This is a genomic window from Streptomyces sp. CRN 30 (assembly GCF_034105845.1).
This window is the reverse complement of sequence record NZ_JAVRHI010000443.1, coordinates 1-19,999: the sequence shown is the minus strand read 5'-3', so window position 1 is coordinate 19,999 and position 19,999 is coordinate 1. Positions and strand designations below refer to the sequence as shown.

General features: G+C 74.4%; 17 protein-coding genes. 6 read left to right on the top strand and 11 right to left on the bottom strand.

The window, feature by feature from the left end:
* Positions 1–83 precede the first annotated feature (83 nt).
* Positions 84–2,726 carry an ATP-binding protein gene (locus UW392_RS49725; RefSeq protein WP_320782014.1) on the top strand — a complete coding sequence of 881 codons (2,643 nt, stop codon included), beginning with the start codon at positions 84–86 and terminating at the stop codon, positions 2,724–2,726.
* Positions 2,727–2,871: 145 nt separating this feature from the next.
* On the opposite strand, the gene UW392_RS49720 is transcribed toward UW392_RS49725, so the two are convergent.
* The 5 genes from UW392_RS49720 to UW392_RS49700 form a co-directional block, all read right to left on the bottom strand.
* Positions 2,872–3,846 (bottom strand): serine/threonine dehydratase, encoded by a 975-nt coding sequence (locus UW392_RS49720; RefSeq protein WP_320782013.1) that lies wholly within the window; start codon positions 3,844–3,846, stop codon positions 2,872–2,874.
* Positions 3,847–3,928: 82 nt separating this feature from the next.
* Positions 3,929–4,744 (bottom strand): ABC transporter permease, encoded by an 816-nt coding sequence (locus tag UW392_RS49715; RefSeq protein ID WP_320782012.1) that lies wholly within the window; start codon positions 4,742–4,744, stop codon positions 3,929–3,931.
* Between the two features lie 33 nt (positions 4,745–4,777).
* A complete protein-coding gene (locus UW392_RS49710; RefSeq protein WP_320782011.1) occupies positions 4,778–5,638 on the bottom strand; it encodes an ABC transporter permease in 861 nt (286 codons plus the stop codon).
* 3 nt (positions 5,639–5,641) lie between these two features.
* A complete protein-coding gene (locus UW392_RS49705) occupies positions 5,642–6,853 on the bottom strand; it encodes an ABC transporter substrate-binding protein (RefSeq protein WP_320782010.1) in 1,212 nt (403 codons plus the stop codon).
* 112 nt (positions 6,854–6,965) lie between these two features.
* Positions 6,966–7,997 carry an ABC transporter ATP-binding protein gene (locus UW392_RS49700; RefSeq protein ID WP_320782009.1) on the bottom strand — a complete coding sequence of 344 codons (1,032 nt, stop codon included), beginning with the start codon at positions 7,995–7,997 and terminating at the stop codon, positions 6,966–6,968.
* A 108-nt stretch (positions 7,998–8,105) separates the two neighbouring features.
* On the opposite strand from UW392_RS49700, the gene UW392_RS49695 reads away from it, so the two are divergent.
* The 3 genes from UW392_RS49695 (at position 8,106) to UW392_RS49685 (ending at position 11,077) form a co-directional block, all read left to right on the top strand.
* Positions 8,106–8,828, top strand: coding sequence for a FadR/GntR family transcriptional regulator (locus UW392_RS49695; protein ID WP_320782008.1), 723 nt, complete (start codon positions 8,106–8,108; stop codon positions 8,826–8,828).
* A 43-nt stretch (positions 8,829–8,871) separates the two neighbouring features.
* Entirely contained in the window at positions 8,872–9,699 is an 828-nt protein-coding gene (locus UW392_RS49690) for a hypothetical protein (RefSeq protein ID WP_414497537.1), read from the top strand.
* A 106-nt stretch (positions 9,700–9,805) separates the two neighbouring features.
* Positions 9,806–11,077 (top strand): glucarate dehydratase family protein, encoded by a 1,272-nt coding sequence (locus UW392_RS49685; protein WP_320782006.1) that lies wholly within the window; start codon positions 9,806–9,808, stop codon positions 11,075–11,077.
* Between the two features lie 8 nt (positions 11,078–11,085).
* Here the strand turns inward: UW392_RS49685 and UW392_RS49680 are convergent, their stop codons facing one another.
* Entirely contained in the window at positions 11,086–11,889 is an 804-nt protein-coding gene (locus tag UW392_RS49680; RefSeq protein WP_320782005.1) for an aminoglycoside adenylyltransferase domain-containing protein, read from the bottom strand.
* A gap of 133 nt (positions 11,890–12,022) precedes the next feature.
* Between UW392_RS49680 and UW392_RS49675 the strand changes: the two genes are divergently transcribed.
* Positions 12,023–13,525, top strand: a complete 1,503-nt coding sequence (locus UW392_RS49675) for an FG-GAP-like repeat-containing protein (protein ID WP_320782004.1) — start codon at positions 12,023–12,025, stop codon at positions 13,523–13,525.
* Between the two features lie 44 nt (positions 13,526–13,569).
* Here the strand turns inward: UW392_RS49675 and UW392_RS49670 are convergent, their stop codons facing one another.
* From UW392_RS49670 to UW392_RS49650, 5 genes are all read right to left on the bottom strand, one after another.
* Positions 13,570–14,565 (bottom strand): ornithine cyclodeaminase family protein, encoded by a 996-nt coding sequence (locus UW392_RS49670; RefSeq protein ID WP_320782003.1) that lies wholly within the window; start codon positions 14,563–14,565, stop codon positions 13,570–13,572.
* 61 nt (positions 14,566–14,626) lie between these two features.
* Positions 14,627–15,550, bottom strand: a complete 924-nt coding sequence (locus UW392_RS49665) for an ABC transporter permease (protein ID WP_320782002.1) — start codon at positions 15,548–15,550, stop codon at positions 14,627–14,629.
* On the bottom strand, positions 15,547–16,635 hold the full coding sequence (locus tag UW392_RS49660) for an ABC transporter permease subunit (protein ID WP_320782001.1): 1,089 nt from the start codon (positions 16,633–16,635) through the stop codon (positions 15,547–15,549). Before UW392_RS49660 ends, UW392_RS49665 begins: the two co-directional genes overlap by 4 nt.
* A gap of 79 nt (positions 16,636–16,714) precedes the next feature.
* The gene (locus UW392_RS49655; protein ID WP_320782000.1) at positions 16,715–18,418 is read right to left on the bottom strand and encodes an ABC transporter ATP-binding protein; all 1,704 of its coding nucleotides are present in this window, start codon (positions 18,416–18,418) and stop codon (positions 16,715–16,717) included.
* Positions 18,415–19,470, bottom strand: a complete 1,056-nt coding sequence (locus UW392_RS49650) for a BMP family ABC transporter substrate-binding protein (RefSeq protein WP_320781999.1) — start codon at positions 19,468–19,470, stop codon at positions 18,415–18,417. Before UW392_RS49650 ends, UW392_RS49655 begins: the two co-directional genes overlap by 4 nt.
* A gap of 176 nt (positions 19,471–19,646) precedes the next feature.
* Here UW392_RS49650 and UW392_RS49645 point away from each other — a divergent pair.
* Positions 19,647–19,999: GntR family transcriptional regulator (locus UW392_RS49645; protein ID WP_320781998.1), on the top strand; the 353-nt coding region annotated here is incomplete at its 3' end.

The following is a 19,999-nucleotide window of genomic DNA, read 5'->3' as shown; positions in this document are numbered from 1 at the left end:
TGCCACCGGCCGGTCCCCCAAGCTGCGCAACCCGCGTAGATTCCACTCGCCAACTCCGCCCGAGCACCGCCACAATGCCCGATATGGGGGATGATCTGCTGGAACGGGAACGGGAGTCGGCGCAGTTGCGGGCCGCCGTGGACGGTGCGGCGGCGGGCCGCGGCACGGCGGTCCTGGTGGTCGGCGAGGCGGGCATCGGCAAGACCAGCCTGGTGCGGTCGTTCGTACGGGACGCCGGCCCGGGGGTACGGGTCCTCACCGGTTCCTGCGACGACCTGCCGGCGCCGCGTCCGCTCGGCCCGCTGCGGGACGCCGCCTGCGGCACCGGCGGGCCGCTGGCCGAGGCGCTGGCCCGGGGCCGTGCCGGAGGGGAGGTCCTCGCCGCGCTGCCCGAGGAGTTGTCGGGCGCGCCGCCCGCGGTGCTCGTCGTGGAGGACGTGCACTGGGCCGACGACGCCACGCTCGACGCGCTCACCCACCTGGTCGGCCGCATCGACGAGGTGGGTGCCGTCCTCGTCCTCACCCTGCGCGACGACGCCGCCGTGGGCGGCGGTCATCCCTTGCAGCGGCTGCTCGGCGCGCTGGTCCGCGCCGCGGCGCTGCGGATACCGCTCGGGCCGCTGTCCCCGGCGGCGGTGGCCTCGCTCGCCGCGGGCACCGGACGCGACCCGAAGGCGCTCTTCGCGATCACCCGCGGCAACCCGTTCTACGTCACCGAGGTGCTCGCCGATCCGCAGGGCGACGTGCCGGACACCGTCGCGGACGCGGTGCTGGCGCGGGTCGGCGCCCTCGGCGAGAACTGCCGCCGGGCCGTCGAGCGGCTGTGCGTGATCCCCACCCATGTCGCGCTGCCGCTGGCCGAGACCGTGCTCGGCGGCCGTCTCGACGACCTGGTGCAGGCCGAGGAGCAGGGCGTGGTGGAGGTGCGCGGGCAGGAACTGGCGTTCCGGCACGAGTTGGCCCGCCAGGCCATCGAGCGCAGTCTGCCCGCGCTGCGCCGCCGGGTCTTCAACCGGGGGGTGCTGCGGGCCCTGAAGGCGCAGCCCCAACCGGACCTGGACCGGCTGGTGCACCACGCGGTGCTGGCCGACGATGTGGACACCGTCGTGGTGTGGGCGCCGCGGGCCGCGCGGGAGGCGGCGCGGGCCGGTTCGCACCGCCAGGCCCTGGCCCACTTCGAGGTGGCGCTGCGGCACCGGGACCGCTTCACCGACGGCGAGCGGGCCCGGCTGATGGACGAGTACGCCTGGGAGCTGTACAACGCCCACCGCTTCGCCCACGCGATCGAGGCCGGTGAGGAGGCGGTACGGCTGCACGCTGCGCTGGACGAGCCCGTACCGCTCGGCGAGGCGCTGGTCCGGCTCTCCCGGCACCTGTACATGGCCGGGGCGACCGATGCCGCCGAGAGGGCCGTCGACCGGGCCGTCACCGTCCTCGACCCGACCGGCGACCTGCCGGCGCTCGCCCTGGCCCTCACCCACCGCGGCGCCCTGCTCACGCTGACCGGGCACGGCGCGACGGCCTTCCCGGTGCTGAACCGGGCGCTCGGGATGGCCGCCCCGGCGCACCGCTTCGACCTGGTCGCCCTCTGCCTGAACCACCTCGGGACGGCCGCCGCCGACCGGGGCGACCCGGCCGGTGCCGTCGCCCTGGTGCACCGGAGTCTCGACGTCTCCCGGCGCGCGGGCTCCCGCGAGAGCACGGCCCGCGCGTACACCAGCCTCGGTGAACTGCTGTACCGGTTCGGTGAGTTCGAGCGGCTCGACCGGGTGGTCCGGGAGGGGCTGGCGTTCACCCGGGAGCACGGTCTCTGGTCGCACGCGTACAACCTGGAGGTGCACCGCTGTCTGGTGCTGCTGCGGCGCGGCCGGACGGAGGCCGCCGAGGAGGGGCTGCGGGCGCTGCTGGACGGGGTCGACGACCCCGGGATGCTGTACGCCTTCAGCGTCCCGCCGTACGCGCGGCTGCTGGCGCGGCGCGGCGACGTGCGAGCGGAGGGGCTGCTGGCCGAGGCGTGGCGGCGCGCGCTGCGTCACCGCTCGCTGCCGGGTCTGGCGTACGCGGGTGTCGCCCGCGCGGAGTGGGCGTGGCTGGCCGGCCGCCCGGACGTGGCGGCCGAGGTGAGCGACGCCCTGTTGCCCCGGCTGGCGGCACCCGGCTGCGCGTCGTTCCGCGCCGAACTGCTCGATTACACCGCCCGCTGCGGTCTGCCGCCGGGACCGGGGGGAGATCCGGCGGCGGTGGACGGCCGCTCTCCGGACGCGGTCGCCCCGGGGGGCGGCCGCGACTGGCGGGACGCCGCCGCGCGCTGGGCCGCGGCCGGTGCCCCGTACGAGGAGGCCCTGGCGCTGGCCGGGTCGGGCGAGCGGGAGCCGACCGTGCGCGCGGTGCGGCTGCTGGAGGGGGTGGGGGCCCACGCCACCGCCGCGCTGGTCCGCGAGCGGCTGCGCGGCCTCGGACTGCGGCGGCTGCCGCGCGGGCCGGCCACCCGGACCCGGGCGCACCCGGCGGGCCTCACCGCCCGCCAGGCCGATGTGCTGGACCTGGTGGCGCGGGGCATGACCAACGCCCAGATCGCGGAGCGCCTCGTGCTGTCGGTCCGTACCGTCGACCATCACGTCGCCGCCATCCTCGGCAAACTCGCGGCGTCCTCCCGCCACGAGGCGGCGAGGATCGCCGGTGCCCTGGGGGTGCTCCGCCTGGGCACGCCCCTCGCCGAGTCCTGAGCGGACACCGGGAACGCCGGGTACCGCCGCCAGGCCGGACGGCACCGGTGCGACCGCGCGTGGGAACGCTCACGGGTGTGCGGTCCGCCCGGCGCCGGAGGTGCGGGGCGGGTGCACGGGCGGCGCGCCGCGGGCGTCCTGCGGTCTACGGGTGCGGGTCGCCGGCCACCAGGTCGGACGGGTCGGTGTTGGCGCCGCAGAGGACCACGCAGACCTGTTCGTCGGCGGCGGGCCGGTAGCCGGCGGCGGGGGCGTCCGCCGGGTTCTCGCCGGGGGCGGCCAGCCCGGCCAGGGCGGTGGCGGCGGCGTGTTCGACGACCACTCTGCGCTCGTCCCAGAGGACCTGGCGGGCGCGGACGATCGCGGTGTCCGGGACCAGCACCGAGCGGACCCCTTCCTGCCGGGCCGCGTGCAGCGCCATGGCACTGGCGCGGCGGGCACCGAGGGAGTCGGCGGCGACCGACTCCACGGGGACGTCGACCGGGCGGCCGGCCTCCAGGGCCGCGTTCAGCGCCCGGCACTTCTCCGGCTCGACCGCCACGGTGCGGACGCCGTGGTGCCGGGCGGCGGTGGCGACACCCGTGAAGAGGCCGCCGCCCCCGACCGCGACGACCACGGTGTCCAGGCCGGGTATCCGCCGGCGGATCTCTTCGAACAGCGTGCCGGCGCCCGCGGCGATCAGCGGATGGTCGTAGGCGTGGGAGGCGAGCGCGCCGGTGGCGGCGGTGAACTCCTCGCAGGCCGCCGCGGCCTCGGCGTACTCGGAGCCGACGAGCCGCACCTCGGCGCCGTAGCCACGGAGTCTGGCCACCTTCACCGCCGGGGCCGTCCGGGGCAGGAAGACGGTGGCGTGGACGCCCGACCGCTGGGCCGCCCACGCGCACGCCAGCCCGGCGTTGCCGCCGGAGGCGATGGCCACGCCGCTGTCCGGCAGGGTGCCGGCCTTCCGGTGGGCCTGGAGGAAGTTCTGCGCGCCGCGGGCCTTGAACGAGCCGGTGTACTGCATGAACTCCAGGGCCAGCCAGACCCCGCCCGGCCCCTCGGCCAGGGAGACCGGGCGGATGTGGCCGGCTGTCCGGTCGGCGGCGGACGCGACGTCGTCGTAGGTGAGTCGATGCATTGTCACTGCTCCCGCGCTGGAACGATCGCGCCCAGGCTACGCCCTGCCGGAACCCGCTCCCGGGAGGGGTGTCCGGGCCGGCTCACACGCGTCCGGCGCCGGTCGTGCCGGAGGACAGGCGCTGGGCCACGTAGACGGGGACGACCGAGAGCAGGACCAGGACGGCCGCGACCACGCTCACCACCGGGGCCTGCTGCGGCCGGGTCATGTTCTCGAAGATCCAGATCGGCAGGGTGCGGACGCCGGGCCCGGCGGTGAAGGTGGTCACCACGATCTCGTCGAAGGACAGCGCGAAGGCGAGCAGGCCCCCCGCCAGCAGGGCCGAGCGCATCAGCGGGAAGGTGATGTCGGCGAACGCCCGGAAGGTGTGGGCCCCCAGGTCCTGTGCGGCCTCCTCGTAGGAGCCGGTGGTGCGGCGCAGCCGGGCGGCCACGTTGTTGAAGACCACGACGACGCAGAAGGTGGCGTGGCCGACCACCACGGTGAACAGGCCGAGCCCCACGCCGAGCGGTTCCAGGACCGTGCCGAAGGCCGAGTTGAGGGCGATGCCCGTGACGATGCCGGGCAGCGCGATCGGCAGGACGACGACGAAGGAGATGACGTCCCGGCCGAAGAACCGGTACCGGGCCACGGCGAACGCGGCGAGGGTCCCGAGAAGCAGGGCGATGACGGTGGCGCCCACTCCCGCCTTGACCGACACCCACAGCGCGTCCCGGGCGCCCTGGCTGTGCCCGGCGACCGACCACCAGTGGCCGGTGAGGCCCGGTGGCGGCCAGCTCGCGCTGCGGTCGGGGTTGAGGGAGTTGACGAGGACGAGCAGCAGCGGGACGTAGATCACCGCGAAGCCGAGGCAGGCGGCGCAGCGCAGTGCGACGCGGGCGCGGCGGGTGAGGTGCACGGCTTGGTCCTCCGGTTCGCTGCGAGTGGCCGGCTAGAGGTTGCTGAGGGCGCCGGTGCGGCGCATCGCGAGCAGGTACAGCACGATGACGACAACGGGAACGGTGCCGAGCGCGGCCGCCATGGGCAGGTTGAGTTCGATGTTGGAGTAGACGAGGTTGCCGATCAGCTGGGTCTTGCCGCCGACGATCTGCACCGTGATGTAGTCGCCGAGGCTGAGCGAGAAGGTGAAGACGGACCCGGCGGCGACCGACGGCAGCACCATGGGCAGCACCACCGACCGGAAGGTCCGGCCGGCCTGTGCGCCGAGGTCGGCGGAGGCGTCGAGGAGCGCGGCGGGGAGCTGCTCCAGGGCGGTGTGGATGGGCAGGATCATGTACGGCAGCCAGAGGTAGGTCAGCGTCATGACGGCGGCCGTCAGTCCGTATCCCGGTCCGCTCAGGCCCAGCGGGGCGAGCATCCAGTCGGCGAGCCCGCCCTCGGAGAGGATGAGCCGCCAGGCGTACACCTTGACCAGGTAGCTCGCCCACAGCGGGGTGAGTACGGCGACCACCAGCAGGGGGCGGCGGTGCGGGGCCGCGACCCGGGCCGTGTAGAAGGCGACCGGGAACGCGATCACCACGCACAGGGCGGTGACCGCGAGGGCCACACCGACGCTGCGCAGGACCACCTGGCGGAAGACGGGTGTGGTCAGCAGGGTGTGTAAGTTGTCCGTGGACCAGACCCGGACCACCTCGGAGGTGAAGGAGTCCGTGGTCCAGAACGCGGAGGCGAACAGCACCGTGAGTGAGCCGAGGTAGAGCACGGCCAGCCACAGCAGCGGCGCCGTCAGCAGGAGGGCCAGCCGGAGGCGGGGACGCCGGTGCAGCGCTCCCGCGATGCGCCGTACGGTCATGGCTCAGCCCTTGATCTCGGTCCAGGCCTGGACCCACCGGGCGTAGGGCACGCAGCGGACGTCGGTGCGGCCGTCCAGGCACTGTTCGATGGGAGTGTTCCAGAACGCGATCCGCTTCCAGTACTCCTCGTCGGCGGCGTGGTAGGTGTCGCAGAAGTTCTTGTCGCTCGTCTCGGCGCACGCCTTCTCGTTGGCCGGTGCCTCGCCGAAGTACTCGGCGACCTGGGCGTTGACCTCCGGGGAGACGATCCAGTCGAGCCACTTGTAGGCGCAGTCGGGGTGTTCGGCCTTCGCCGCGACCATCCAGGTGTCGGACCAGCCGGTCGATCCCTCCTCGGGGACCAGGGCCTTGACCTTGGCGCCCTCGTCGGCGGTGAGGTTGGCGATCACCTGCCAGGTGGTGCCGATGACGGAGTCGCCGCTCTTGAACGCGGAGACCTCCTTGAGGTAGTCGCTCCAGTACTCGCCGATGCTGGCGTTCTGCTCCTTGAGCAGGTCCACGGCGGCGTCGAACTGCTCCTGGTCCAGGGCGTAGGGGTTCTCGATCCTCAGCTCGGGCCGGGCGGTCTTGAGGTAGAGCGCGGCGTCGGCGATGTAGATGGGGGAATCGTAGGCGGTGACGTGTCCTTTGTGGGTGGCGGCGTCGTCGAAGACCGCGGACCAGGACGTGGGCGCCGGTCTCACCTTGTCCGTGTTGTACATCAGCAGGTTGGCGCCGCGGCCGTGCGGGATGCCGTACATCCGGCCGTCGACGGAGTTCCAGTCGCCGTCCTTGAGGCCGCTGAAGACGTCCTCGTAGTTGGGCACGAGGTCGGTGTTGACGGGGGCGGCGTCGCCGGAGGCGATCAGGCGCAGGGAGGCGTCGCCGGAGGCGGAGACGGCGTCGTACCGGCCGGTCTTCATCAGTTTGACCATCTCGTCGGAGCTGGCCGCGACCTTGGTGTTCACCTGGCACCCGGTCTGCTTCTCGAAGCCGGTGACCCAGTCCGCCTCCGGGTCGTTGGAGCCGTCCTCGACGTAGCCGGCCCAGGCGATGAGGTTCACCTCGTCTTCCGTCTCGCCCAGGGCGGTCGGGGGTTCGAGGTCGGGCGGGTTGAGGCCGGAGGTCGCGGACCGGCCGTCGCCGTCCTCGTCGGACGAGCCGCAGGCGGTGGCGGTGGCGGTGAGCAGCAGCGCGGCGAGGGCCGCGGCGCGGAGCGGTCGGGTGAGGCGCACGGTGTTCTCCCCTGGGTGAGCGGTGTGGGGCGGGAACCGGTTCGTGGGAGGGGCGCGGTCGGTGGGTCGGGGGCTGCCGGTGGGTCGGGTGCGGTCAGTGGGTCGGGGGCGGTCAGTCGGGGACGCGGACGGTGTGGCGGTGGTGCCAGGCGAGGCGGACGCGGGTGCCGCGGCAGGCGGCGACGTCCTCGGCGGAGGTATCGGAGTTCTGCCGCTGGACGGTGAGCCGGCCGCCGCCGTCGAGGTCGACGAGGAAGCGGCTGACGTCGCCGAGGTAGACGGCCTCGGCGACGGTGCCGGTGACCGTCGTGTGTCCGGGTCCGTCCGCGCTCGCGGACTCCTTCAGGACGCGGATGCGCTCGGGCCGGACGCTGTAGGTGCCCGGGGCGCCGACGATCCGGCGGGCGGACTCGCCGTCCAGCAGGTTGGAGGTGCCGACGAAGGACGCCACGAAGGACGTCGCGGGGCGTTCGTAGATCTCGGCGGGGGTGCCGACCTGCTCGATCCGGCCGGCGTGGAAGACGGCGATGCGGTCGCTCATCGTCAGGGCCTCGTCCTGGTCGTGGGTGACGAGGACGAAGGTGATGCCGACCTCCCGCTGGAGCGCCTTGAGTTCGCTCTGCATCCGCTCGCGCAGCTTGAGATCGAGGGCGCCGAGCGGCTCGTCCAGGAGCAGCACCCGGGGCCGGCCGACCAGGGCGCGGGCGAGCGCCACGCGCTGGCGCTGGCCGCCGGACAGCTCGGCCGGGCGGCGCGCGCCGAAGCCGTCGAGGCCGACCTGGGCCAGCGCGTCACTGACCCGTCTCCGCCGCTCGGCCTTGGGCGTGGAGCGGACCTTCAGGGCGTAGGCGACGTTCCGCTCGACGGTCATGTGCGGGAAGAGGGCGTAGTCCTGGAAGACGGTGTGGACGTCCCGTTGAAAGGGGGCGAGCGCGGTGACGTCCCGTCCGGCCAGTTCCACGCCGCCCTCGGTGGGGGTCTCGAAGCCGGCGATCAGCCGCAGGACGGTCGTCTTGCCCGAGCCGGAGGGGCCGAGCAGGGAGAAGAACTCCCCGTCCCGGATGCCGAGGTCGACACCGGCCACGGCGGTCGTGCTCCCGAACGACTTGCGCAGACCACGGAGCCGGACCGCGTGTGCCTCCATGGGCGGTACCTTTCGGTGCGGCGGAAGAACGAAAAGATATGAAGTCATAGTTCAGATCTCAAGACCCCTTTAAGGTAAAGCTTGAGTCAATGCGCGTAGGGGGTGACCGTGAAGCAGCGGCACATCGAGGTCTTCGCTCCGGTGGACAACCGGGCACGGGTCGACACGGTCGTCCGCCGGATCGGCGACGCCATCGAGCTGGGACTGCTCGCCGAGGGGGAACAGCTGCCCGGCGAGAGCGAACTGGCCGGGCAGCTCGGGGTGTCGACGGTGACCCTGCGGGAGGCGCTGATGGCGCTGCGCCAGCAGGGCCTGGTCACCACCCGCCGGGGGCGGGGCGGCGGCAGTTTCGTGTCCCTGCCCGTCTCCCCCGGTCAGGCGCGGCTGAAGACGCGGCTGCGCGGCTGGAGCACGGAGGAGCTGCGGGACCTCGGCGACCACTGGGCCGCTCTGTCCGGTGCCGCCGCCCGGCTGGCCGCGGACCGCACCGGCCCGGCGGACCTGCGGCAACTGGGGCGAACTGTCGAGGAGTTGACGGAGACCGACGGCGCGGCGGCGCGCGGCCGGCTGTACGGACGGTTCCATGTCGAGCTGGCCGCGGCCGCCCAGTCGGCGCGGCTGACGCGGGGGCAGGTGTCCCTCCAGACGGAGGTGGGGGCGCTGCTGTGTCTGGTGCTGGGCAACGACGAATATCGTGAAGAAGTGGCGGACCGTCATCGTTCCGTCATCTCGGCGGTGCAGGATGAGGCACGCGACGCGGCCAGGGAGCTGGCCGAAACCTGTGTGCGGGAGTCGACTGCGCGCCTGATCGCCCTGCGCCTGACGCTGTAGAACCGTTCGTTCCGGGTTCGTTCCGGTCGCACCGGGAGGGCACATGGGTCTTGCCACGGCACCATTCAGCGGCTCGTCGGCGGGCAGGGGCCCTGTGTCTTCTGACGGTACGGCGTTGGAGCGGGCGGTCGCGGAGGGCGTCCGCTCGGTCGTGGAGTCCGTCTTCGCCGCCGTGGCCGACACCGCCGCCGACACCGCGGCCCTGCTGGCCCGCGGCCGGGCGCGGGGCCGCCGACCGGCCACCGCCGACCTGGCCGCGCTCAGGCCCGGCCTGCACGCCCGGCTGGTACGGCACGCCCTCGTGTCCGGGATCGGCTTCGTGGCCTCGCCCGGCCTCTTCGACGGCGTACCGGCGTGGCTGGAGTGGTGGCAGGACGGTCCCGGCGGAGAGGTACGGCCCCTGCTGCCCGACCTCGACCCGGACCGCTCGGCGTACGCCGACTACACCCACTGGGACTGGTTCGCGCTGCCCCGCGACACCGGCGAACGGGCGGTCGCCGGACCGTACGTCGACTACCTCTGCTCCGACGAGTACAGCCTCACCCTGTCCGCGCCGGTGGCCTTGGCCGGCGCCTTCGCCGGGGTGGCCGCGGCCGACGTCTACCTGCGGCACTTCGAGACGGCCGTCGTGCCGCTGCTGCACCGGCTCCCCGGCCCGGCCCGGCTGGTCAACACCAGCGGTCGCGTCGCCGCCTCCACCGACCCCCGCCACCTCGTCGGCTCCCTCGACCGGTCCCCGTCCGCGGCACGGGGCGGGACACCGCAGCGGCCGGGGCGGGGCGCGGACGTACGGCGCGTGCCGTGCGCGGGTGTGGCGTTGTGGCTGCTGACGGGGGGCGGGCCGGGCACGTCGGACCAGGCGTCGCGGTGACGGTTGAGGCCCTCTTGACGCTGGTCAGCGGGCGGCATAGCGTCGCCGGACCCGTGCGGACGGGCTGCCGCTCCCGCCTCCCCCGCCGTCCCGGAAAGGCACCCGCGTGAGCATCGACACCCTGCGGATCTCCTCCGTCACCGTCACTCCCGTCGCCTTCCGGGACCCGCCGCTGCTGAACTCCGTGGGCGTCCATGAGCCGTACGCCCTGCGCGCGGTGGTCGAGGTGCACACCGACGGCGGTCTGACCGGGCTGGGCGAGACCTACGCCGACGCCGCACATCTGGAGCGGCTCCGGGCGGTCGCCGAGGAGGTGGTCGGCCTGGACGTCTACGCCACCGAGCGGCTGCACCGCGTCACCGCCGACGTCATCGCCCGCGTCGGCGGCGCCGGCGGTACCGGCCTCACCGGCGTGATCACCACGAGCGCCACCGTCGACCGGGTGCAGTCGCCCTTCGAGGTGGCGCTGCTGGACATCCAGGGCCAGGCCGTCGGCCGCCCCGTGTACGACCTGCTCGGCGGCGCCGTACGCGACGCAGTGCCCTTCAGCGCCTACCTCTTCTACAAGTGGGCCGGGCATCCGGGCGCGGAGCCGGACGACTGGGGCCCCGCCCTCGACCCCGACCGACTGGTGGCGCAGGCACGGCGGATGGTCACCGAGTACGGTTTCACCGCGCTGAAGCTGAAGGGCGGTGTGCTGCCGCCGGAGGAGGAGGTCGAGGCCGTCCGTGCCCTGCACGCGGCCTTCCCCGGTCTTCCGCTGCGGCTGGACCCGAACGCGGCCTGGTCGGTGCCCACGTCCATCGCGGTGGGCCGCGAGCTGGACGGCGTACTCGAATACCTGGAGGATCCCACGCCCGGCATCGACGGGATGGCGGCGGTCGCGCGGGAGGTGTCCATGCCGCTCGCCACCAACATGTGCGTCGTGGCGTTCGACCACTTGAGGCCGGCCGTGGTCGCCGACGCCGTGGGGGTCGTCCTCTCCGACCACCACTACTGGGGCGGCCTGCGCCGCTCCAAGCTGCTGTCGGGGATCTGCGAGACCTTCGGCCTGGGCCTGTCCATGCACTCCAACTCCCATCTGGGCATCAGCCTCGCCGCCATGACGCATCTCGCCGCGGCCACCCCCGACCTCACCTACGCGTGCGACACGCACTGGCCGTGGAAGACCGAGGACGTCATCCGCCCGGGAGCGCTCACCTTCAAGGACGGTTCGGTCGTCCCGCCGTCCGCTCCCGGCCTCGGTGTGGCCCTCGACCGCGACGCCCTGCTGCGACTCCATGAGCAGTACCTGACGTGCGGGCTGCGCGACCGCGACGACACCGGCTACATGCGGTCCGTCCACCCGACGTACCGCACGGCCACGCACCGCTGGTGACACTCTCCTCAGGCGCCGGCCGCGGCGGCGTACTCCTCGACCCGCTGGCGCACCCAGGTGAGGAACGCCCGGACCTGCGGGCCGGGCAGCGGCAGCGCGGCGCCGCGGGGCCGTTCGAAACTGCGGACCGCGGCCTCGATCAGCGGACGGAACTCCTCCTCGGCCTCGGCGATCCGCGCCGCGGCCCCCCGCTTGGCGAACCAGCGGCCGGTACGGCCGTAGGCCACGGAGCGGCAGCCGTTGAGCACCCGGTTGTCGGCGAGGTGTCCCGCGCCGTCACCGTGCTCGCGCACCGACGCCCGGATCGCGTCGAACAGCTCCGCCGGCCGGGGCGCCGCGATCACCTCCGGTGCGGGCGGACCGTACAGCGCGATGCCGTCCTGGTGGGCCACCGAGCGGTCGATGACGTACCAGAACGACGGCCCGTCGGCCGTGTCGAAGGCGGCGCGGGCCGGCAGTCGCGCGCCGGTGTTGAGGTCCAGCAGCCAGCCTGCCGCGCCGGACGGGGTGCGGGCGATGCCGGCCGGGTAGACGACGAGTTCGAGTCCCGTCGAGGGACACGGCAGCCGCTCGTGGCTGAGGACTCCGGCCAGTTCCCGCAGGGCCTCGGCCGGTGACGGTTCCTCCACGACGACCGTGACGTCGACGTCGCTGCGCCCGTGCCGGTAGTCGCCGAGCGCGAGGGAGCCGACCGCGACCACACCGGTCAGCCGGGGCCCGAACACCGCGCGCGTACGGTGCACGAGTTCCGTCAGATAGGGCCGCACCTCGGCGGGGACGGCGCCGAACGGGTCGGTGGCGGGGCTGCTCATCCGCCCAGTATGCGCACGGCACCGGCCGGCCGCCGCGTACAACCGTCCGCCCATGTCGTGGGTCTTGGCCGTGTGGGCGAGCCGGACGTGCCGGTTCACCGCCCCGATCCGCGTCGCTCAGCAGGAGGAATGCGTGACCCAGCGTGCACTTCGTCTCACCGTGGCCGCCGCCGTGGCCCTGGCGGCCACCTCGGCGGCCGTACCCGCCGTACAGGCGGCGGGGGCAACGCCCCGGGCGGCCGCGGCCGGGCCCGGCACGGGCGACTTCAACGGCGACGGGGTCACCGACGTGGCCGTGGCCGCGCCCGGTGACGCCGTGAACGGCCGGACCGGCGCCGGATACGTCGCCGTCACCTACGGCATCGCGGGCACCGCGCCCTCTGAGGCGGCGGCCCGGAAGGTCTACCACCAGAACTCCCCCGGTGTCCCGGGCAGCGCGGAACAGGACGACGCCTTCGGGTCGTCGCTCACCTCCGCCGACCTCGACGGCGACGGGTACACCGACCTCGTCGTCGGTTCCGCCGGGGAGGACACCGACGCGATCGACGACGCGGGCAGTCTCACGGTGATGTGGGGCGGGGCGAACGGCCTGTCCGGCGGTACGGTCCTCAAGGGCGACCGTGCGGCACAGCGCCTCGGGGAGGCCCTGGCCACCGGCGACTTCGACGGGGACGGGCGGCCGGACGTGGCCGCGGGCACCTCGGTCTCCTACGGCCCCTTCGACCGGGTCGCCGGGGCGGACCGCACCGAGGCCCTGGAGCTGGAGGTGGGCGGCCCGGAGGACGTGCTGTGGAACCGGCCGGTGCTGGCCGCCGGTGACGTCGACGGCGACGGGAGCGACGACCTGGTGGCCGTCGTCTCGCACGGTTCCGGCGAACTGCCGTACCACGGGCCCCGGTTGGTGCAGTACCTGGCGGGCGGCAGCGGCGGTCTCTCCCCCGCCCGCACACTCACCGACGGACCGACCGGTAGGACGCTGGACGGCGGCGTGGCCGTGGCCGTGGGCGACCTGGACGGGGACGGCCGGGCCGACGTCGTACTGGGGCGCACCGGCGACGGGGACATGACCGGCACCGAGGACGTCGAGCCGCTCGGCGGTGCGGTGGAGATCCTGCGCGGCACCGCCGCCGGCCCGGACACCACCACCTCCCGCACGCTGCTGCACCAGGGCACGGCGGGCATCCAGGGCTCCACCGAGTACGGTGACGACTTCGGTGCCGCCCTGTCGCTGGGCGACGTCAACGGCGACGGGCACCTCGACCTCGCGGTCGGCGCTCCCGGTGAGGACGTGGGGGACGCGGTCGACGCGGGTTCGGTGACCGTGCTCCTCGGCACCGCGAGCGGCCCGACGGGGACCGGGGCCAAGACGTTCACGCAGGACACCGCCTCGGTGCCGGGGGCCGCCGAGGCGTCCGACCGCTTCGGCGGGGCCGTCCGGATCGGCGACGTCGACGGCGACGGCCGCGGTGACCTGTTCGCCGGGGCCCCGGGCGAGAACGACCGGTCCGGCGGGGTGTGGGTGCTCCCGGCGGGAACCGGCGGCCAGGTGACGGCGGCCGGTTCGGTGACGTTCGGCTCCGGCTCCCTGGGGACCGTGGCGGCCGAGGCGCACCTGGGCAGCGGGTTCGACGACTGAGCGACGCACTGACCGGAGGTCCCGCGTGAGGTGCCGGGCGGCCGTTATGCCGCCAGGTCCACGCGCGTCCCGGTGCCGGAGGCCGTGGCGAGCCGGATCAGCAGGCGGGCGAGGGCCAGGTCCTGGAGGCCGATGCCGACCGAGTCGAACAGGGTGATGTCGTCCGGTCCGGTGCGGCCCTCGGCCTGTCCCTCCAGCACCTGGCCCAGTTCGACGGTGAACTCCTCCTCCCCCAGGGCACCTTCGGCCAGCGGGAGGAGGACGTCACCGGACTTGCTCCGGGCCGTCGGACCGTGGTCGACGACGATCCGGGAGCGGACCACACCCGCCGTGTCGATCTCCCGGTGATCAGGACGCGGCGGCGCGCCCACGGCGTTGACGTGCTGCCCCGCCCGCAGCCAGGCACCGTGGACGACGGGCTCCCGGGACGGGGTGAGGGTGCACAGGACGTCCGCCGCCTCGGTGACCTGGCGCGGACCGTCCAGCAGTTCCGCGGACAGGCCGAACTCGCCGGTGATCCGCTCGACGAGGGCCGCGGCGTTGGCGGGGGTGCGGCCCCAGACCGCCACCGACTTCCACTCCCGGACGCCGGCCAGGGCCCGGACGTGGGCGAGGGCCAGCGGTCCCGTGCCGATCAGGCCGAGGACGGCGGCGTCCTCACGGGCGAGCGCCCGGGTGGCGACCGCCGTCGCCGCGGCCGTACGGAACCGGGTGACCTCGGCGCCGTCCAGCACCGCCTCGACCTCGCCGGTGCGCGCGGAGACCGCCAGGACGGCGGAGCGCTGCGCGGGCAGGCCGTGGTCCCGGTTGCCGGGGAGGTCGGCGAGGAGTTTGACCGCGGCGAGCCGGGAGGGGGCGGAGGTGGCGGCCATGGCCAGGAAGACGCCGTCGGTGCCGGGAACACCCATGGCCGGCGGGGGCGGCAGCACGGCCCGGTTCCGGGCGAGGTCGCGGTGGGCCTGTTCCACCGCGGCCTCCACCTCGCCGGTGGCGGTCTCCAGCAGGCGTCGGATCTCGGAACGGGTCAGGAGGAGGGTCATGCGGTGCGTCTCCGGTGGGCGAAGTGGATGGGTGAGCTGAGCGGGTCGCGGCGCGTGACTGTCACGCGCCGCGTACGAACGGCCGTGTGAGCGCCCCCGGTGCCCGGCTCCGGCCCACCAGGCCGCTCACCGCGAGCAGGGCGAAGACGTAGGGCAGCGTGGTCAGCAGCGGGGCGGACAGGTGCAGGCCGAGCGCCGGCGCGGTGAACTGCAGCGCTTGGGCGACGCCGAAGAACAGGCACGCCGCCACGGTGGGCCAGGCCCGCCAGCGGCCGGCGATGACCGCGACGACGGCGAGGTAGCCGATGCCGGCGGTGATGTTGTCGCTGAAGGCGTGCACTTCGGAGAGGGCGAGCTGGGCGCCGGCCAGGCCGGAGGTGAGGCCGGTGAGCAGGACGACGGCGTAGCGGACGGCGCGTACGGGCAGTCCGCAGCGGTCAGCGGTGGCAGGGTCCTCCCCCACGGCGTCCACCGTCAGGCCCCAGGAGGTGCGTCGGGCGCAGGCGACGGCCAGGACGGCGACCAGGGCGAACGCCGTGTAGCCGAGGGCGCTCTGGGAGAACAGCGCGGGGCCCAGGACCGGGATGCCGCTGAGACCGGGGACCGGCAACGGGTCGAAGCCGGGCACCGGGTCGGTGCCGCCGTCGCCGAACAGCAGCCGGGCGCCGTACGTCGTGCCGCCCAGGGCGAGCGCGTTGACGGTGATGCCGGTGACGATCTGGTCGGCGCGCAGCGTGACACTCAGTACCGCCTGGAGCAGCGCGACGGCGAGTCCGGCGGCCAGCGCGCAGACCACGCCCACCGTGGCGCTGCCCGAGGCGAGGGCGCCGGCCACCCCGGCGAACGCGCCGGTGAGCATCATGCCCTCCACCGACAGGTTGAGGACGCCGGCGCGTTCGCTGAGCAGTTCCCCGGCGGAGGCGAGGAGCAGGGGGACGGCGAGACGGACGCCGCCCGCGGCGAGTTCTTCGAGTACGGCGCTCACGCGGCACCCCCGGCCGTCCCGGTGCGGCGTTCGCTCCAGAGCATGGCCGCGGCGATCAGCAGCACCAGGACGCTCTGCACGATCTGGACGGAGGAGGCGGGGACCCCGGCGGCGAGCTGGAGGTTGATGCCGCCGCTGGTGAGGAAGCCGAACAGCAGGGACACGGCGGCGACGGCGGTGAAGGAGCCGCGGGCGAGCAGCCCCACCACCAGTCCGGCGAAGCCGTACCCGGAGGAGAAGTGCTCGGCCAGGACGTAGGGCGCGCTCGCGACGAGGCTCGCGCCGGCGAGACCGGCCAGGCCGCCCGCGACACCGAGGCCGGTGTGTCGCAGGCCCGCCACCGGCAGTCCGAGCCGGGCCGATGCGGCGGAGGAGTGCCCGACGGCCTTCAGCCTCAGGCCGGCCGGGGTACGGCGCAGGACGACGGCGGTGATCACCAGGGCGGCCGCGGCGACGGCGACGACGGCCGTCGCGGGCGAATCCGGTCCGGCGATCAGGGGCAGCCGGGCGCCCTCGGGCAGCGCCGCGGACTGCGGGAGGGTCTCGGAGGAGGTCACGGGCTGGCGCAACAGGCCCTCCTCGTGGACGGCGAGCGACACGGCACCCGCGCCCACGAAGTTCAGCAGCAGGGTGGTGATGACCTCGCTGGTGCCGCGCCGGTTGTACAGCAGGGCGGCCACCGACGCCCAGGCCGTCCCGCCGAGGAACCCGGCGAGCAGCGTGAGGGGGATACCCACGGCGGCGGGCACGCCCGCGGGGAGGGCCAGGGCGGTGGCGGCGGCCGCGAGTCCGCCCGCGCACAACTGCCCCTCGCCGCCGACGTTCACGAGTCCGGCGCGGTGGGCGACGGTGAAGCCGGTGGCGATCAGCGCGAGTACCGCGGCGGAGTCGAGGGAGCTGCCCAGGGAGTACGGCGAGCCGAACATGCCCTCGTCGAGGGCGGCCCAGGCGGTGGCGGGATCGGCACCGGCCGCGACGACGAGTACGGCGCCGACACCGAGGGCGAGGACGCCCGCACCGGCCGCGAGGGCGAGGGGGTGACGCAGGCGCCCGCGGAGGCGCGGGGGCGCGAGGGACAGGGTCATGACGGTCCTTGCGGAAGCGGGAGCGGGAGCGGGAATGGAGAGGGTGAGGGTGAGGTGAGGTGTGGGGTGTGAGGCCGGGTCACGAGGGCGGCGGCGCAGGGGTCATGTGCGCCCGGTCCGCCCGGTTCGCCCGGCCCTCGACGGGAACCTCCGCCAAGGCGGTGCCGTCGGTGCCGTCGGTACCGAGCATCAGCCGGCCGATCCGCTCGCGGGCGTGTGCGGTGCCGGTGGTGACCGGGCCCGACAGGCGGCCCCGGTAGGCGACGACGACGCGGTGGCAGAGGGTGAGCAGTTCGTCGAGTTCGCTGGAGACGAGGACGACGCCCGCGCCGCGGGCCGCGGCCTCGCGGACCCGGGTGTGCACCGCGTCGACCGCGCCGACGTCGAGGCCCCGGGTGGGCTGGGCTGCCGCGAGGCAGACCAGCGGGTCCAGGGCCAGTTCCCGGGCGAGCACCACTTTCTGCTGGTTGCCGCCGGACAGGGCGGCCACCGGTGTGTCGGGGCCGTCCGCGCGGATGCCGTGTTCGGTGAGGACGGTGTCGGCGGCCCGGCGCAGCGCGGCCCGGTCGAGGAAGAGCCGGGCGCGGCGGAAGTCGCCGAGGCGGCCAAGGAACAGGTTCTCCGCGACGGACATCTCGCCGACGCAGCCCTCGCGGTGACGGTCCTCGGGGACGATGCCCAGTCCGGCGGCGGTGCGGCGCGCGGGGGCGGAGCGGGTGACGTCGGCCGTCCCGACCACGACCCGGCCGGTGTCCGGTGCGAGAGAGCCGCCCAGGACGGCCATCAGTTCGCTCTGTCCGTTGCCCTCCACTCCGGCGACGCCGACGATCTCCCCCGGGGCGACGGTGAGGGAGACTCCGTCGAGGGCGTACGTGCCGTCGGACCGGCGCACGGTGACGTCCTGCACGTCCAGTGCGGGAGCCGCCGGCCCGCCGGAGGGTTCGCCGGACGGCGGCGCGGGCGGCGATGCGGGCGGTGGGACGGACGCCCCTGGCCCGGACGGGTCCGTGGCGACCCCGAGCGTGCCGGACAGTGCCGGGTCCAGTTCCCTCACGGACCGGCCGATCATCATCGGTACGAGCCGTTCGGGCGGGAGTTGGGCCAGGGGGCCGCCGCCCGCCACCGTGCCGCCGCGCAGGACGGTCGCCTCGTCACCGGCGCCGGCGACCTCGCCGAGCTTGTGGGTGACCAGGACGACCGCGCCGCCCCGGTCGGCGATGCGCCGGCACGTCGTCAGCAGGGCGTCGACGGCCGCCGGGTCGAGGACGCCGGTCGGTTCGTCGAGGAGCAGCAGCCGCGGTTCGCGCAGCAGCGCCTTGACGATCTCGACGCGCTGGCGCAGCCCGACGGGCAGCGCGGACACGCGCGCGTCGAGGTCGAGGGCGAGGCCGTACTCCTCCTCGACCCGTTCCAGGCGTCCGGCCAGGCCGGGCAGGCGCAGCAGCCGGAGGTTCTCCCGCACGGTGAGGGTGGGGACGAGGCTGAAGTGCTGGTGGACCATGGCGATACCGGCCGCGAGCGCGTCGGCGGGGCGGCGGGGTGCGTACGGTTGGCCGTACAGGCGCAGGCTTCCGGTGTCCGGGGTGAGGGAGCCGGCGACGAGGTGGCACAGGGTCGACTTGCCGGCGCCGTTCTCGCCGAGGACGCAGTGCACGGTGCCGGCGGCCACGGTGAGGCCGACGCCGTGCAGGGCGCGTACGCCGCCGAAGGACTTGGCGAGGCCGCGGATCTCCAGGGCGGGCGCCGGGGCGGTGGTGTTCTGTGAGGGCTGCCGCGTGTTCATCGGGTGGTGACGTCCCCGGAGACGATCTCCGCCTTCAGCGCGTCGAGCTTCTTCTCCACGCCCGCGGGCGGTTCGCCGCAGAGCACGATGTCGTTGTGCGGTTCGTCGGAGGTGAGCCCGAAGCGGACCGCCTCCGCCTTCCAGGTGCCGGCGGCGAGGTGGTCGGCGGCGTACTCGATCTCGGCGCCGATGTCGGTCTCGACGTACCCGGCGTAGGAGCCGTCGGCCGGGCAGGGGTGGGCGATCGGGCCGCCGATGAGGGAGGAGCCGGTCTGGGCGGCGGCCTGGGCGAGACCCTTGTGGCCGAGGTTGAGGACCTGGCCGAGGACGTCGGCGCCGGCGCCGTAGTCGGCGAGGGCGGACTGCTTGGCCTTGGCGGCGTCGTTGAAGTCGCCGACGTACTGGGGGGTGAGCACTTTGACGCCGGGGTCGGCGGCTCGGGCGCCGTTCTCGAACTCCTGGGCGGCGTTGACGATGGCGGGCAGTTCGGCGCCGCCGACGAAGGCGACGGTGTTCTTCTCCGACAGCAGGGCGGAGGCGGCGCCGGCGAGGTAGGCCGCTTCGGCCTGCCGGGGGTCATAGAGCGCGAGGTTGGCGGTGGGCCTGCCGTCGGCGGGGCCGCCGATCTCGGCGAACCTCACGTCGGGGAAGCGGGCGGCGACCTTGCGTACGGCGGCGTCCGTCTGTCCGCCGAGGGAGATGACGAGGTCGGAGCCGGTCGCGAAGCGGACGAGGGCCTGTTCGTAGTCGGCGGTGGCGACCTGTTCCGCCTTGCCGAACACGAGGGTGCCGTCGTGGGTCTTCGCGGCCCGCTGGTAGCCGCGGTACGCCGACTCCATGAAGCCGTCGTCGGAGAGCGAGCCGGGGAAGAGCACGCCCACCTTCAGTGTGCCGTCGTCGGCGCTCGCGGCCGAGGAGCCGCCGCAGCCGGTGAGGGCCGTGACGCCGGCGAGGGCCAACGCGCAGGTGAGGCCGGTGCGGTGGCGTGAGCGAAGGCCGGGGCGAGGGTTCGTCCACGACGGCGGGGCGGCGGCGGGGCGCGGGTGCGGCATGGGTGCCTCCGGGGGACAGGGCACGGGCAGGGCCGTGAACCGGTTACTGGTATACCGTTAAGTGGCAATCAGTGTCGGAGCCCCTTGTTTCCGCCGTGTTAGCGCGCGGTTAGCAGTCGCGGCGCCCTCGTCGGGGCGGCCTACAGTGGTGCGGTCCCGAGACATGGAGGAAAGCCGTGGTCACAAGCGCGGAGTCGTCCGGTGCGCCGCGCGGTTCGCTGTGCGGGCGCGCCTACGACACGCTGCGCCGGCGGATCGTGGAGGGCGAACTGCAGCCCGGACAGCGGCTGGTGGAGCGGGACCTGGCCGCCGAGCTGGAGGTGTCCCGCATTCCGCTGCGGGAGGCGCTGCGGCTCCTGGAGGCCGACGGGCTGGTGGTGCTGGTGCCGCGCCGGGGTGCGCTGGTCGCGCCGTTCGCCCCCGCCGACGTACGGCACCTGTTCGACGTACGGGAGTCGCTGGAGGCGCTGGCGGCGCGGCTGGCCGCCGGGCGCACCGGTCCGGCCGGGCTGGCGCGGCTCGCCGCGCG

Excerpts from the sequence above, each read along its gene's own strand:
- UW392_RS49725 (WP_320782014.1), top strand. The coding sequence starts at position 84 with ATGGGGGATGATCTGCTGGAACGGGAACGGGAGTCGGCGCAGTTGCGG.
- UW392_RS49720 (WP_320782013.1), bottom strand. The coding sequence starts at position 3,846 with ATGCATCGACTCACCTACGACGACGTCGCGTCCGCCGCCGACCGGACA.
- UW392_RS49710 (WP_320782011.1), bottom strand. The coding sequence starts at position 5,638 with ATGACCGTACGGCGCATCGCGGGAGCGCTGCACCGGCGTCCCCGCCTC.
- UW392_RS49700 (WP_320782009.1), bottom strand. The coding sequence starts at position 7,997 with ATGGAGGCACACGCGGTCCGGCTCCGTGGTCTGCGCAAGTCGTTCGGG.
- UW392_RS49690 (WP_414497537.1), top strand. The coding sequence starts at position 8,872 with ATGGGTCTTGCCACGGCACCATTCAGCGGCTCGTCGGCGGGCAGGGGC.
- UW392_RS49680 (WP_320782005.1), bottom strand. The coding sequence starts at position 11,889 with ATGAGCAGCCCCGCCACCGACCCGTTCGGCGCCGTCCCCGCCGAGGTG.
- UW392_RS49670 (WP_320782003.1), bottom strand. The coding sequence starts at position 14,565 with ATGACCCTCCTCCTGACCCGTTCCGAGATCCGACGCCTGCTGGAGACC.
- UW392_RS49660 (WP_320782001.1), bottom strand. The coding sequence starts at position 16,635 with ATGACCCTGTCCCTCGCGCCCCCGCGCCTCCGCGGGCGCCTGCGTCAC.
- UW392_RS49655 (WP_320782000.1), bottom strand. The coding sequence starts at position 18,418 with ATGAACACGCGGCAGCCCTCACAGAACACCACCGCCCCGGCGCCCGCC.
- UW392_RS49650 (WP_320781999.1), bottom strand. The coding sequence starts at position 19,470 with ATGCCGCACCCGCGCCCCGCCGCCGCCCCGCCGTCGTGGACGAACCCT.